The 14,494-nt window shown below is 64.9% G+C and carries 7 protein-coding genes; 6 read left to right on the top strand and 1 reads right to left on the bottom strand.

All coding sequences use genetic code 11. The annotated features are described in order from the left end of the window. Nucleotides 1–11: 11 nt before the first annotated feature. The 4 genes from ABQY64_RS04040 to betA all read left to right on the top strand — a co-directional run bounded on the left by ABQY64_RS04040 (nucleotide 12) and on the right by betA (nucleotide 6,206). Complete coding sequence (locus ABQY64_RS04040; protein WP_024940789.1) at nucleotides 12–749, top strand: endonuclease/exonuclease/phosphatase family protein; 738 nt, start codon at nucleotides 12–14, stop codon at nucleotides 747–749. A gap of 136 nt (nucleotides 750–885) precedes the next feature. After that, a complete protein-coding gene (gene betT, locus ABQY64_RS04035) occupies nucleotides 886–2,865 on the top strand; it encodes a choline BCCT transporter BetT (RefSeq protein ID WP_016902610.1) in 1,980 nt (659 codons plus the stop codon). Nucleotides 2,866–2,905: 40 nt separating this feature from the next. Then, nucleotides 2,906–4,378, top strand: a complete 1,473-nt coding sequence (betB, locus tag ABQY64_RS04030) for a betaine-aldehyde dehydrogenase (protein WP_024940791.1) — start codon at nucleotides 2,906–2,908, stop codon at nucleotides 4,376–4,378. Nucleotides 4,379–4,535: 157 nt separating this feature from the next. Continuing rightward, the gene (betA, locus tag ABQY64_RS04025) at nucleotides 4,536–6,206 is read left to right on the top strand and encodes a choline dehydrogenase (RefSeq protein ID WP_039512248.1); all 1,671 of its coding nucleotides are present in this window, start codon (nucleotides 4,536–4,538) and stop codon (nucleotides 6,204–6,206) included. Between the two features lie 915 nt (nucleotides 6,207–7,121). On the opposite strand, the gene ABQY64_RS04020 is transcribed toward betA, so the two are convergent. Then, nucleotides 7,122–10,001 (bottom strand): TonB-dependent receptor, encoded by a 2,880-nt coding sequence (locus ABQY64_RS04020; protein ID WP_104624447.1) that lies wholly within the window; start codon nucleotides 9,999–10,001, stop codon nucleotides 7,122–7,124. Between the two features lie 272 nt (nucleotides 10,002–10,273). On the opposite strand from ABQY64_RS04020, the gene ABQY64_RS04015 reads away from it, so the two are divergent. Both ABQY64_RS04015 and ABQY64_RS04010 read left to right on the top strand, forming a co-directional pair. Continuing rightward, nucleotides 10,274–12,247 carry a transglycosylase SLT domain-containing protein gene (locus ABQY64_RS04015; protein WP_349780750.1) on the top strand — a complete coding sequence of 658 codons (1,974 nt, stop codon included), beginning with the start codon at nucleotides 10,274–10,276 and terminating at the stop codon, nucleotides 12,245–12,247. 943 nt (nucleotides 12,248–13,190) lie between these two features. Further along, on the top strand, nucleotides 13,191–14,423 hold the full coding sequence (locus tag ABQY64_RS04010) for a multifunctional CCA addition/repair protein (RefSeq protein WP_349780749.1): 1,233 nt from the start codon (nucleotides 13,191–13,193) through the stop codon (nucleotides 14,421–14,423). The last annotated feature ends 71 nt before the right edge of the window (nucleotides 14,424–14,494 follow it).

Genomic DNA, 14,494 nt, shown 5'->3' with positions numbered 1-14,494 from the left:
GCACCCTGCGGGTGCTGACGGCCAATATCCAGGCTGGCTCCAGCACCCGCCGTTACAGCGATTACGTCACGCGCAGCTGGTCGCATGCGTTGCCGCTGGGCAGCAAGCGCACCAGCCTGGACAGCATTGCCAAGCTGGCCGGCGAGCGCGACATCGTCGGCCTGCAAGAGGCCGACCCGGGCAGCCTGCGCTCGGGCTTCACCAACCAGACCCACTATCTGGCCGAGCGCGCCGGCTTCCATTACTGGAGCCACCAGCCCAACCGCCGCATGGGCGGTGTCGCCTCCAGCGCGAATGGTTTGCTCAGCAAGCTGGAACCGCTGGAAGTGCAGGATCACGCCCTGCCCGGCCGGATAGGCGGGCGCGGCATCCTGCTGGCCAAGTTCGGGCAGGGTCGCGAAGGCCTGGCGGTGGCGGTGGCGCATCTGTCACTGGGCGCCAATTCGCGCATGGCGCAGCTGGCCTTCATCGCCGAATTGTTGTCCGAGCATCCCAACGCGATGTTGATGGGCGATTTCAACTGCATGGCCGACCGGCCGGAAATGCAGGCGCTGTACCGGCACACGCGGTTGCAGCCGCCGAGCTGCGAAGTGCATACGTTTCCGAGCTGGCGTCCGGACCGGGCGATCGACCATATCCTGGTCAGCGACAGCCTGACCATCGAGCATATTGAAGCGATTCCCGCAGCGTTCTCCGACCATCTTGCGGTGGGCATGGATATCCGCGTGCCGCTGCAGCTGCTGCGCTAGCCACCCCGCAAAGTGACTACGGGTTCGCACTGGCGGACTCGACCGATGACACCCCCTCGACACCGTCTGTGCGATAACGCAGGCGGTTTTTCGTTGGGAGCACAGCACGTGATACGCGTCATATGAGTGTGTCGGCATGAGTGCGGTTGAGCCGCAGCTGTTGCCGGTGCGCACCCTGCGCCCGGTGTTCGTGCTGGCGGCCACGGTGGTGTGTACGTTTGCGTTGTTGGTGTCGTTGTTTCCGCTTGAAGCGGGCCGCGTGCTGCTGGACGCACAGACCTGGGCCTCGCGCAATGTCGGCTGGTACTACCTGCTGGCGATGACGGTGTATCTGGTGTTCGTGCTTGGCGTGGCCTTGTCCAGCTACGGCAACATCAAGCTCGGTGCCGATCACGACGAGCCGGAATTCAGCTATCTGTCCTGGGCCGGCATGTTGTTCGCCGCAGGCATCAGCATCACGCTGTTCTTCTTCTGCGTCTCCGAACCGCTCACCCATTACCTGCAACCGCCGCAAGGCGGCACCGGCAGCGGTGAAGCCTCTGCACGTCAGGCGATGCAGTTGCTGTTCCTGCATTGGGGACTGCATGGCTGGGGCGTGTTCGCGCTGGCAGCGATGGCGCTGGCGTATTTCGCATTTCGCCACAACCTGCCGCTGGCCCTGCGCTCGGCGCTGTATCCGCTGATCGGCAAGCGCATCAACGGGCCGATCGGCTATACCGTGGATGCGCTGGGCATCGTGGCCACCGTGTTCGGCCTGGGCGCGGACATGGGCTTTGGCGTGCTGCATCTCAACGCCGGCCTGAGTACCTTGATGGATGTGCCGCACACCCATTGGGTGCAGGTCGCGCTGATCGTGGCGATGATGGGCGCGGCAATCGTGGTGGCGGTGTCCGGCGTCGAGAAAGGCGTGCGCTGGATGTCGGACATCAACATGCTGCTGGCGATCGCGCTGCTGCTGTTCATGCTGTTCGCCGGCCCCACGCAGTATCTGCTCAACGCGCTGATCCAGAACCTGGGCGACTACCTGGGCAGTGTGGTCAACAAGAGTTTCGATGTGTACGCCTACGGCGGCCGCAGCGACTGGCTCGGCAACTGGACGGTGTTCTACTGGGCGTGGTGGATCGGCTGGGCGCCATTCGTGGGCCTGTTCATCGCGCGTATTTCGCGCGGCCGCACCATTCGCGAGTTCGTGCTCGGCGTGTTGCTGATACCGCTCGGTTTCACCCTGGCCTGGCTGTCGATCTTCGGCAACAGCGCGCTGGACCAGTTGCTGCATCACGGCCAGGGCGCGCTGGCGCAACAGGCCATCGATGCGCCGCAGACGGTGCTGTATTCGCTGTTGCAGAGTTATCCATGGAGCCGCACGGTGATCACGGTGACGGTGGCGATCAGCTTCGTGTTCTTCGTGACCTCTGCCGATTCCGGCACGGTGGTGCTGTCCACGCTGTCCTCGCACGGCGGCGAGCCGCACGACGATGGCCCGCGCTGGTTGCGCGTGTTCTGGGGCGTGCTCACCGCGGTGGTGACCGGCGGCCTGTTGCTGGCCGGCAGCATGGACGCATTGAAATCGGCCGTGGTGCTGGCCTCGCTGCCGTTCTCTGCGGTGTTGCTGCTGATGGCCTGGGGCTTGTCGCGCGCGCTCAGCGAAGAATCGCAACGCAAGCGTGCGCAGCTCTACAGCCCCAGCCCGCTGATCGGGCAATCGCGGCATCACCGCGGCTGGCGTCAGCGCCTGGGCCAGGCGATGCATTTCCCGGCGCGCGATGAGGTCTATCGCTTCATGCACGACCAGGTGCGCCCGGCGATTGAAGCGGTCACCGCGCAGCTGCAGGAAGAAGGCTGGCAGGTCAGCAGCCGGCTGGACGACGACGACATGGAAATCAGCGTCGACCACGGCGAGCAGCAGGGCTTCCGCTACCAGGTGGTGATGCGCGGCTACCTGACGCCTTCTTTCGCCGCGCAACGCCTGCGCAACCAACGCTATTACCGCGCCGAAGTGTATCTGTACGAAGGCAGCCAGGATTACGACCTGGTCGGTTACAGCCGCGAGCAGATCATCAACGACATCATCGATCAATACGAGCGTCACCTGCAGTTCCTGCATCTCACTCGCTGAGGTGCCGCCGCTGCCGCGTGCGCCCCACAGGAGGTTTGTCATGCCACGTTTTCCCGACCAGTTGCTGTATATCGGCGGCCGTTATGTTCCCGCCCGCGGCGGCCACACCTTCGAGGTGGTCAACCCCGCCACCGGCGAGGTGCTGGCCAATGTGCACAACGCCGGTGCCGACGACCTGGATGCCGCGGTCGACAGCGCCACGGCCGGCCAGCAGCAATGGGCGGCACTGACCGCGGTGGAACGCTCGCGCATCCTGCTGCGTGCGGTGGCGCTGCTGCGCGAGCGCAACGACGCGCTGGCCGAGCTGGAAACGCTCAACACCGGCAAGCCGCTGAGCGAAACCCGCAGCGTGGACATCGTCACCGGCGCGGACGTGCTGGAGTACTACGCTGGCGTGGCGCAGGCGCTGCAGGGCGCACAGGTGCCGCTGCGCGAAGGCAGCTTCTTCTACACACGGCACGAGCCGCTCGGCGTGGTCGGCGCGATCGGCGCATGGAATTACCCGATCCAGATCGCGCTGTGGAAGGCCGCGCCCGCGTTGGCAGCCGGCAACGCAATGATCTTCAAGCCCAGCGAAGTGACACCGCTGACCGCACTCAAGCTGGCCGAACTCTTCACCGAGGCCGGTCTGCCCGATGGCGTGTTCAACGTGCTGCCCGGCGACGGCGCCAGCGTGGGCACCGCGCTCACCGAACACCCGCAGATTGAAAAGATCAGCTTCACCGGCGGCACCGCAACCGGGCGCAAGGTGATGGCCAGTGCCTCGAGTTCGTCGCTGAAAGACGTGACCATGGAACTGGGCGGCAAGTCGCCCCTGATCGTCTGCGCCGACGCCGACCTGGATCTGGCCGCCGACATCGCGATGATGGCCAACTTCTACAGCTCCGGGCAGGTCTGCACCAACGGCACGCGCGTGTTCGTGCCGCGCGCGCTGCGCAACGCCTTCGAGGCGCGGCTGCTGGCACGCGTGCAACGCATCCACATCGGCGACCCGCTGGACGCGCGCACCACCTTCGGCCCGCTGGTCAGCGCCGCGCACATGCAGCGCGTGCTGGACTACATCGAACAGGGCAAGGCCGAGGGGGCGCGCCTGCTGTGCGGGGGCGAACGTCTGCGCGATGGCGCGCTGGCACAAGGTTGCTATGTCGCACCGACCATCTTCAGCGACTGCACCGACGTGATGACCATCGTGCGCGAAGAGATCTTCGGCCCGGTGCTGAGCCTGCTCACCTACGACGACGAAGACGAAGCGATCGCGCGCGCCAATGCCACCACCTACGGCCTGGCCGCAGGTGTGGTGACGCCGGATCTGGCGCGCGCGCATCGCCTGATCCATCGCCTGCAGGCGGGCATCTGCTGGATCAACACCTGGGGCGAGTCGCCGGCAGCGATGCCGGTGGGCGGCTACAAGCAATCCGGCGTGGGTCGCGAAAACGGCCTAGCCACGCTGCAGGCCTATACCCGCACCAAATCCATCCAGGTCGAACTGGAACGCTACGCGTCGGTGTTTTGACCGACCGACGCCACCTGGCAGGCCGTCGCCGGCGATACCGGCGAGCTGCGCGAGCTGCAGCCTGTAGACCGCGCCGCCATTTCGAACAAGAACAGCCGCCCCCTGCGCAATCGTCTTGAAAGCCGCTTCACACCGGCACCGCAACAAGGAGAACCCCATGCAACGCGAATACGACTACATCATCATCGGCGCCGGCTCGGCAGGTAACGTGCTGGCCGCGCGCCTGACCGAAGATCCGGGCGTCAGCGTGTTGCTGCTGGAGGCCGGCGGGCCGGATTATCGGCTGGACTTCCGCACCCAGATGCCGGCGGCGCTGGCGTTCCCGTTACAGGGCCGTCGCTACAACTGGGCCTACGAGACCGAGCCGGAACCGCATATGGACAACCGGCGCATGGAATGCGGGCGCGGCAAGGGATTGGGCGGCTCGTCGTTGATCAACGGCATGTGCTACATCCGCGGCAATGCCCTGGATTTCGACCATTGGGCCAAGCGGCCGGGCCTGGAAGACTGGAGCTACCGCGACGTGTTGCCGTACTTCCGCAAGGCCGAGACACGCGACATCGGCGCCAACGATTATCACGGCGGCGAAGGCCCGGTCAGCGTGGCCACGCCGAAGAACGACAACAACGTGCTGTTCCATGCCATGGTCGACGCCGGCGTGCAGGCCGGGTACCCGCGCACCGACGATCTCAACGGCTATCAGCAGGAAGGCTTTGGGCCGATGGACCGCACGGTGACGCCGCAGGGGCGCCGCGCAAGCACCGCGCGCGGCTATTTGGACATGGCACGTCCACGCGATGGCCTGCACATCGTCACCCATGCCACCACCGACCGCATCCTGTTTGCCGGCAAGCGCGCGATCGGCGTGCATTACCTGGTCGGCAACAGCAGCGAGGGCATCGACGCGCATGCACGCCGCGAAGTGCTGGTGTGTGCTGGCGCGATTGCCTCGCCGCAGCTGCTGCAACGCTCCGGTGTCGGCGCGCCCGATCTATTGCGCGCACTCGACGTGCAGCTGGTGCACGACCTGCCCGGCGTCGGCCAGAACCTGCAGGACCACCTGGAGGTCTACATCCAGTACGCCTGCACCAAGCCGGTATCGTTGTATCCGGCATTGCAATGGTGGAATCAACCAGCCATCGGTGCGCAGTGGTTGTTCGCCGGCACCGGCACCGGGGCCAGCAACCAGTTCGAGGCCGGCGGCTTCATCCGCACGCGCGAAGAATTCGACTGGCCCAATATCCAGTATCACTTCCTGCCGGTGGCGATCAATTACAACGGCAGCAATGCGGTGAAGGAACATGGCTTCCAGGCGCATGTGGGCTCGATGCGCACCCCCAGCCGCGGGCGCGTACATGCCAAGTCGCGCGACCCGCGCCAGCATCCATCGATCCTGTTCAACTACCAGTCCACCGATCAGGACTGGCAGGAATTTCGCGATGCGATCCGCATCACCCGCGAGATCATCGCCCAGCCCGCGCTGGACGCCTATCGTGGCCGCGAAATCAGCCCCAGCGCGGACTGCAAGACCGATGCCGAGCTGGATGCCTTCGTGCGCGCACGCGCAGAGACGGCGTATCACCCGTCCTGCTCCTGCGCGATGGGCACCGATGACATGGCGGTGGTTGACGGACAGGGCCGCGTACACGGCATGGAAGGCCTGCGGGTGATCGATGCCTCAATCATGCCGCGCATCATCACCGGCAACCTCAACGCCACCACCATCATGATCGCCGAGAAGATCGCCGACCGCATGCGTGGCCGCACGCCACTGCCGCGCAGCACCGCCGACTACTACGTGGCCGGCGATGCGCCTGTGCGCGGGTGATGCTAGAAAACGCGGTGCGCCACCGTGAGTCGAGTGCGCGGTTCCCTCAGCGCTCGCAGGACACGCCGTAAGTACGTCCTTGTAGGCTCGGCGGCGGCATCCATGCCGCCACACGGTCCCGCAATCGGTGAGCACACCGCACCAGAAAATTTGCAGCGTATTTGCTGAAATCCCGTCTTCTGATCTGGTTGCGTTACGAAGCTGATCGGATGCGCCATTACCGAACAACGCACGCCATGCATTGCTCGCAGCCATGCACACCGACCAACTCAACTGGCCCTTGCCTGCTCACCGTCGCGGGACCTTACGCGGCATGGATGCCGCGTAAGAGCCTACACGGACGTACTTGCGGCGTGTCCCGCGATGGTGGGCGGGCAAGGGCCCTGCAGCGAAGTCACAGATCAACCGCTCTGCAATTGATCTATCCGCACTCTCCAAGCACTTCAAGACAACCGAGATTTAGAGTCGTAGCGCCGTTTAGACGCGATCAAAAGCGTGGTTAGTGGAGTGCGCGGCGCCCTCACCGCTCGCGGGACACGCCGCAAGTACGTCCTTGTAGGCTCGGTGGCGGCATCCATGCCGCCACACGGTCCCGCAATCGGCGAGGACACCGCACCAGAAAATTTGCATGTTGCTTGCTAGAAGACCGTGTTCTGACCTCGTTGCGTTGCGAAGCTGATCGGATGCGCCATTACCGAACAACGCACGTCATGCATTGCTTGCAGCCATGCACACCAACCATCTTCGATGGTCCTTGCCCGCTCACCGTCGCGGGACCTTACGCGGCATGGATGCCGCGTAAGAGCCTACAGGGACGTACTTGCGGCGTGTCCCGCGAGGGTGGGCGGGCAAGGGCCTTGCAGCCAAGCCGCAGATCAGCCGCTCTCCGCTTTACGACCGACCCGACCTGATGGACTAAAACTTCAAGTCGACCCGCGCATACCAGAAGCGTCCACCGGGGATGTCGTAGGTGGAGGCGTCGTAGCCATTGAGTGAGCACGACAGGCAGAGCGGCGGGTCCTTGTCGAAGACGTTGTTCAAGCCAGCCGTGAGCTGCAGCCCCTTGAGCCAATCGACGCGATAACCCAGCTGTGCATCGTGGTAGGTGATCGCATCCAGGCGATTGGTACCTGTGGCCGGATCGGAACACACCGCAAATTCCACCGCATCGCCGCATTGTTCGGTGAGTTTGGAGATGTGGCGCGCCGTCCACGATGCGGTCCAGTTGCCCAGCGACCAGTCCAATACCGCGTTGCTGGTCCATTCGGGGATCGCGCTGTCCACCACTTCGATGCCCGGCCCCTGCGGCTGGCGCTGCCCTGCCGCACCGAGTGCCTCGTAGCGGCCCACGAAGGTGTTCTGCCAAGACAATTTGAAACGGCCAAGCGCCGTCTCCGGCAAGGTCCAGAACAGGTCCACATCCCAACCGTCGGTCTTGATCGAACCCAGATTGGTCAACCGATTGTTGAATGCATTGATGCCGCCGGTCGAGGCGCGCCCGATGCCATTGCAATACAGCGCGTCCAGGGTATCCACGCACAGATCCAGCTGGGTTTGCGCATTGATCGCCTGAATCGCGCCATCGACATGATGGCGATAGAACGTCATCTCCAGGTCGAGGCGATCGGACCAGCTGGCATTGCTGGCAAAGCCAGGACTGAACACGAAGCCGGCACTGAAGCTGCGCGAACGTTCCGGATCCAGTTGCTCGTTGCCGCCGGTGGTGACCGAGATCTGCTGGTTGGCCTGTTGATAGCCAGCCGGTACGCCGAGCGATGCGCAGTTCGCGGCGCTGCCGCGCGGCGCGGTGCCGCCCAACCCGATCGAGCATGGATCGGACAACTGCAAATCGGCGCGCGCGGCCGAACCGAACAGCTCGCCGATGGTCGGCGCACGGAAGCCCTCTGCATAACTGGTGCGCAGCACCAGCTCATCGGTGACCTGCCAACGCAAGCCGTATTTTGGCGTGAACTCGCCACCGAAAGTGGAGTAATCCGAATAACGGCCGGCGATATTCAAGTCGAGTTTGTCGCCCAACGACGAATTGGCGAAGATCGGGATATTGAGTTCGAGATAGGCCTCGTTGACGTCGTAGCTGCCTGACGTCGGCAACGACGGCACACCGTTGTAGCGCCCCGCCACGGTGAGCGGATCGGGTTGGTAGGACCCTTCGTATTTGCGGTATTCGTAGCCGGTGGCGAACGACACTGCACCACCGGGCAGCTGGAACAGCTCGCTGCTCAGATTGGCGGTGAACAGGCTCAACTCGTTCTGGCTGCGGTCGCGCACCACCGGCTGGATCCAGCGCAACATCTCCGGCGTGATGCTGCCGGCGCCGCTGAAGATATCCAGTGGCACGCAGCCGGCCACCGCCGCGCACGCGGCCGGATCGCCCAGGCCAAGGTTGATGTTGTAGAGGTTGTAGCTGCCGTAGTTGGTCTGTTCGGACTTGTTCTCGCTGTACATGCCGTTGATGTCCCAGAACCAGGTGCGCGCCGCACCTTCGAAGGTGCCCACCAGACCGGTGCCGAAGTATTGCGTGTCGACCTGCTGCTCGAAACGGCGCGCCCCACCTTCCACCGGGCGGCGACCGATCTGGATCAAGTTGGTAGCCGAGTTCAGCTCGAAGCCGAAGGGATTGAACGGATTGAGCGCCGAAATCACGATGTTGTCGGCCAGCGGATTGCCGGTGCCGGCATCGGGGCCGAGAAAGATCGGCTCGGGCGCGGCCTGGTTGGTCGACTCGCGCCGGTTGCCCAGCGCCTTGACGTACCACTGCACGTCGTCGTTGAAGTAATAGCGGAATTGCGCGAACACGCCCTTGCGCTCGGACGGTGTCAGCAACAGGTTCTGTTCTGCAAAGTTGTAGCGGTCTGCAGTACCAAAGCAGTGGTAGTCGTCGCTGCGTGTACACCCCGCACTGCCGTCGTATTGTGGCGTGCCGACACCGGCATTGGGCGTGAGGTTCTGGCGCACGCCGGTGTTGGGGTCGACGAACTGGAAGCGACCATCGGGCGTTGCCGAGCTGGCGAAGGTCAACCCGGTGCCCGGGATCGGGAAGCGGGCCTGCGCGCGGTCACGTGCGTAGATCGGATCCTGCTTGACGTAGCTGGCGCCCAGAAACAGGCTGAAATCCTCGCCGCTGGTGCCCCAGGCCAGGTCCATGCCCTGGTTGGCGCCGTCGCCCTTGCCGTACTGCCCGTAGTTGAGCGTGACCTGCGCACCGTCGAAGCTGCGCCGGGTGATGATGTTGACCACGCCGGCGATCGCATCCGAGCCGTACAGCGACGAGGCGCCGTCTTCGAGCACCTCGATGCGCTCCACGATCGCCAACGGAATGGTGTTCAGATCGGTCGACGAGCCCACGCCGGAGGCCGAGGACTCGTTGACCCAGCGGATGCCATCGACAAGCACCAGCACGCGCTTGGAGCCGAGATGGCGCAGATCCACCTGCGCCGAGCCGGCGCCCACGCCGCCGCCATCGGGCGGGAAGCCGAAGTTGCCCGACGAGTTGAACTTGGCGTTGAGCGCCGAACCCGATGCGGTGAGTTCCTGCAGCACCTCGCCGATCGAGGTCAGGCCGGTGCGTTCGATGTCGGCGCGGTTGAGCGTCTGGATCGGCACCTGGCCCTGCAATTCTGCGGTCTTGATGCGGGTGCCGGTGACCTGCACGCTGTCGAGCGTGCGCGTACTCGGGGTGGCCTCGGGCTGTTGCGCCCAGGCGAGTGTGGGAACCAGACACAACGACAACTGCACGGCCAGGCATGACCGCGGGGAGCCAATCAGACGCTTCATCCTTTCTCTCTCCGGAAGGACTTGCTAAGTGTCCGCACGCCCCCGTGCCCTGCGGTCCGTCCCAACTTTTAAACGAAACCTTAACGCCCCGCAAGCCAACCATGCAGGCAGTGAGAGACGCTTTGCATTGCGCGCCGGGCCGCAGACCAAGACCGCGCGCCAACGGGACGCATCTGCGCCTAGCGGCGCATGTCGCTGCCGACAGCGCTGGCGGGCATCGATCTTGTGCGTATTCACTCAGGCGCGCAGGCGCGCTTCGGTATCATCGCGCAATGACTTATGCCCCCCATCTTGCCACTGTTTTCGTCGGCCTGCTGTGCCTTGGCAGCACCACGCTGCATGCCCAAAGCCTCGACCCGCAACTGACCGCCATGCGCGATGCCATCGCCGCCGCAGAGCGCGGCCAGTCCGATGCCGGTCAGCTCGGTGCCCTGAGCCGTCACCCGCTCTATGGCTGGCTGGAATTTGCCACGCTCAAACGCAACATCGACAACGTCTCCAACACGCAGGCGCAGGGCTTTTTGCAGCGTTATGCAGGCCAGCCGGTGGCCGACAGCTTCCGCAGCACCTGGTTGCCGGCAGTGGCGCGTCGTCAGGACTGGACCACGTTGCTGACCAACTGGAAACCCACCGACAACGTCGGCCTGCGCTGTGCGCAGCTGACCGCGCGACAGGCAACCGGCAAGCTGGATGCGCAGTGGAGCCGCGATGCGTTGACGTTATGGCGCACCGGCAAGGGCCTGCCCGATGCCTGCGATCCGGTGGTCGCCGGGCTGGAGTCGCGCGGCGAGCTCACTCCGGCGCTGCGCTGGGAGCGCGTGGAGGCGGCCGCCGATGCACAACTGCCTGCGGTAATGCGCACGGCCGCACGCGGTCTGCCGGCAGCCGATCTGGCCCTGGCCAACGACTACGCCGCGTTTCTGGACAAGGTGCATCCGCGTGCATCGAGCTGGCCCAGGACCGAGCGCAGCCGACGCATCGCGGTCGATGGCCTGGCCAAGCTGGCCAAGAGCGACCCGGATGCGGCCGAGCAGCAGCTGCCGCAGCTGGCCAGCGCGCTCGGCTTCAGCGAGGCGCAGCGCGGCCAGGTGCTGTACCAGATCGCGCTGTGGACGGTGGCGTCGTACCTGCCGGATTCGGCGCGTCGCCTCAATGCAGTGCCCGATGCCTCGTACGACGAGCGCCTGCACGAATGGCGCGCGCGCGAGGCGATGTCGCGTGGCGACTGGCCAGCGGCATTGGCGGCGATCCGCAAGATGCCCGCCACCCAACGCAGCGATTCGCGCTGGCAATATTTCGAGGCGCGCCTGGCCGAGAAGACCGGCGCGGCCGCGGCCGCGCAGCCGCTGTATCGCGCAGCCGCGCAATCGCCGACCTTCCACGGCTTCCTGGCCGCCGATCGTCTGCAGCAGCCATACCGGCTGTGCCCGTGGGAGCCCAAGGACACCCCGCAGGCCAAGGCCGCCGTCGCGCGCGATCCGGCGTTGCTCCGCGCCATTGCCTTGTTCCAGATCGACCGCCCCGGTTGGGCCGTGGCCGAGTGGAACGATGCGGCGAGCCGCTTCGACGACACCCAGCGCCGGCTGGCGGTGCAGGTGGCCAGCGAGAATGGCTGGTTCGATCGCGCAGTGTTCGCGCTCGGCAAGCAGCCGGACGAACAGCGCCTGTATGCATTGCGCTTTCCGCTGCATCACGACGACAGCATTCGCCGCGAAGCGGCCAAGAACGCGATCGACCCGGCCTGGGTGGCAGCGGAGATCCGTGCCGAAAGCATCTTCAATCCGCGCGCCCGCTCGCCTGCGAACGCGATGGGCCTGATGCAGGTATTGCCGGGCACGGGCGCGGCCGTGGCCAAGGGCATCGCCCTGCCCGGTTATGCGGGCGCCACCAGCCTGTACGAGCCGGACACCAACATCGCCATCGGCACCGCCTACCTGCGCCAGTTGCTCAATACCTACGGCCTGCCCTACCTCACCATCGCCGCCTACAACGCCGGCCCGGGGCCGACCGGGCGCTGGCAATCGCAACGGCCCAACTTCGAGCCGGATTTCTGGATCGAGACCATCAGCTACAAGGAAACCCGTGAGTACGTCGCGCGCGTGCTGGCTTTCAGCGTGATCTACGACTGGCGGCTCAACGGCGACATGCTGCCGCTGAGCGATCGCCTGATGGGCAAGCTGGTGGACAAGCGCCTGAAACCGGTGTGCACGCCAGGCCAGGCGACCAATAACGCGGCGCAGGACTGAGCTCCAAGTTAGCTGCCGAGCATGGCGGCTGGATGAGGTGATCGTGCTTGCGCGGTTGCAGGGTTTGTCTTGGCCTGGGGCGCAAGCTAGGCGATGCCGCTCTGGTACTCGCCTTTCGGTACGCTCCTAAGCTTCGGGCTTTGAGGCTTCAGACTCTCAAGCTCTGAAGCTCTGAAGCTCTGAAGCTCTGAAGCTCTGAAGCTCTGAAGCTCCGAGGGCTCCGAGGGCTCCGAGGCTCCGAGGCTCAGAGGCTCTGAGGCTCTGGGGCTAACCAGGCTTTCTCGACGTTGCGCTGTTTCGGTGCATCGAAGGCTCGGGTCGTCGAGGGCGCGGTGCCCTCACCGCTTGCGAGACACGCCGTGAATCCGTCCGTGGAGGCTCGGTGGCGGCATCCATGCCGCCACACGGTCCCGCAACCGGCAAGGGCACCGCACCAGAAAGTTGGTCGGTAGTCACGTGAAAGCAGCTTGTTGCACGACGTGCATTGGACGTTGGCCGTTGGGCCGGGCAAGTACATCACTATCCAAAATGCATATCACGCACTGCTCTTGCCCATACGTACCAGACATCCCGACTGGTTGCCGCTCGACGTGCATCGCGCATTGAACCGGCGCATCGGCATCAAACAACGCGCATCAAGCATTGCGCTTAGCTGTGCACACCGACCATCTCGACTGGTCCTTGCCCGCCCACCGTCGCGGGACCTTACGCGGCATGGATGCCGCGTAAGAGCCTACATGGACGTACTTGCGGCGTGTCCTGCGAGGGTGGGCGGGCAAGGGCCCTGCAGCAAAACCACACATCACCCCGCTCTACAGCTGATCTATCCGCAAAGCCGTACTGCCTTGCGACATGTCCGCGATGGTGGGCGGCAAAGGCCCTGCAGCCAAGCCGTGGATCAGTCGCTCTACGACGCACGCACCGCATCGGGCATCATGTCGCGATGAAGATCTATCTTGTTGGCGGCGCAGTCCGCGATGCCCTGCTTGGCCAGCCCGCTGGCGACCGCGACTGGGTGGTGGTCGGTGCCGATCAGGCGCAGATGGAACGCCTGGGCTTCAAACCGGTGGGGAAGGATTTCCCGGTGTTCCTGCATCCGCGCAGCAGTGAGGAATATGCGTTGGCGCGTACCGAGCGCAAGTCCGGGCGCGGCTATCGCGGCTTCGTGGTGGATGCCGATCCTTCGGTGACGCTGGAAGAGGATCTGCTGCGCCGCGACTTCACCATCAACGCAATCGCACGCGATGAGGACACTGGCGAGTTGTTCGATCCGTATGGCGGCGCGCGCGATCTGCAGGCGCGCGTGCTGCGGCACGTGGGGCCGGCCTTTGTCGAAGATCCCGTGCGCGTATTGCGCGCTGCCCGCTTCATGGCACGCCTGGCACCGCTTGGTTTCACTGTCGCGCCCGAGACCGCAGCACTGATGCGCGAGATGGCCGCCAGCGGCGAGCTGGACAGCCTGGTGCCCGAACGTGTGTGGCAGGAATTGCGCCGCGTGCTGGAGAGTGCGCAGCCGTCGGCATTCCTGCGCACGCTGCACGATACCGATGCGCTGCGCGTCATCCTGCCCGAGATCGATGCACTGTATGGCGTGCCGCAACGTGCCGAGTTTCATCCCGAGGTGGATACCGGCATTCACCAGGAAATGGTCAGCGACATGGCCGCGCGACTGGCGCCCGGCGACGCGCTGGTGGGCTTTGCCGCATTGACCCACGACCTGGGCAAGGCACTCACACCAGCGGAAGAATGGCCGCGCCACATCATGCACGAACAGCGCGGCGTCGCCCCACTGCAGACATTGTGCGAGCGACTCAAGGTGCCACAGGATTATCGCCAGCTCGCCATCACCGCCTGCCGCGAACACTTGAACGTGCATCGCCTGGCCGAACTGCGCGACCGCACCGTGCACGAGCTGCTGGTGCGCTGCGACGCGTTCCGCCGCCCCGAGCGCATCGCGCAACTCGCGCTGGTCTGCGAAGCCGACAAGCGTGGCCGGCTGGGCAGCGAAGACGCCGCGTACCCACAGGGCGAACAACTCAAACGCCTGCATGCCGCTGCGCTGGCCATCAATGCGCGCGACCTGGCTGCAGAAGGCCTGCAAGGCCCGCAGATCGGCGAGGCATTGGCGAAGGCGCGGATTGCGGCGATTGCGGCCGCAAGAAAGCCCGGCACATAGCCGATGCATCGCGCATACCGTTGTCTAAACGCAACGGGGATGTAATCGCGCCAAGCAAAGCGTTGCCGCTC

This window comes from Xanthomonas sp. WHRI 7065, assembly GCF_040203115.2.
Taxonomy (GTDB): Bacteria; Pseudomonadota; Gammaproteobacteria; order Xanthomonadales; family Xanthomonadaceae; genus Xanthomonas; species Xanthomonas arboricola.
Note: the sequence above shows the minus strand (reverse complement) of the source record. Positions and strands in the feature narration are given on the sequence as shown.

Excerpts from the sequence above, each read along its gene's own strand:
- betT (WP_016902610.1), top strand. The coding sequence starts at position 886 with ATGAGTGCGGTTGAGCCGCAGCTGTTGCCGGTGCGCACCCTGCGCCCG.
- betA (WP_039512248.1), top strand. The coding sequence starts at position 4,536 with ATGCAACGCGAATACGACTACATCATCATCGGCGCCGGCTCGGCAGGT.
- betB (WP_024940791.1), top strand. The coding sequence starts at position 2,906 with ATGCCACGTTTTCCCGACCAGTTGCTGTATATCGGCGGCCGTTATGTT.
- ABQY64_RS04015 (WP_349780750.1), top strand. The coding sequence starts at position 10,274 with ATGACTTATGCCCCCCATCTTGCCACTGTTTTCGTCGGCCTGCTGTGC.
- ABQY64_RS04020 (WP_104624447.1), bottom strand. The coding sequence starts at position 10,001 with ATGAAGCGTCTGATTGGCTCCCCGCGGTCATGCCTGGCCGTGCAGTTG.
- ABQY64_RS04010 (WP_349780749.1), top strand. The coding sequence starts at position 13,191 with ATGAAGATCTATCTTGTTGGCGGCGCAGTCCGCGATGCCCTGCTTGGC.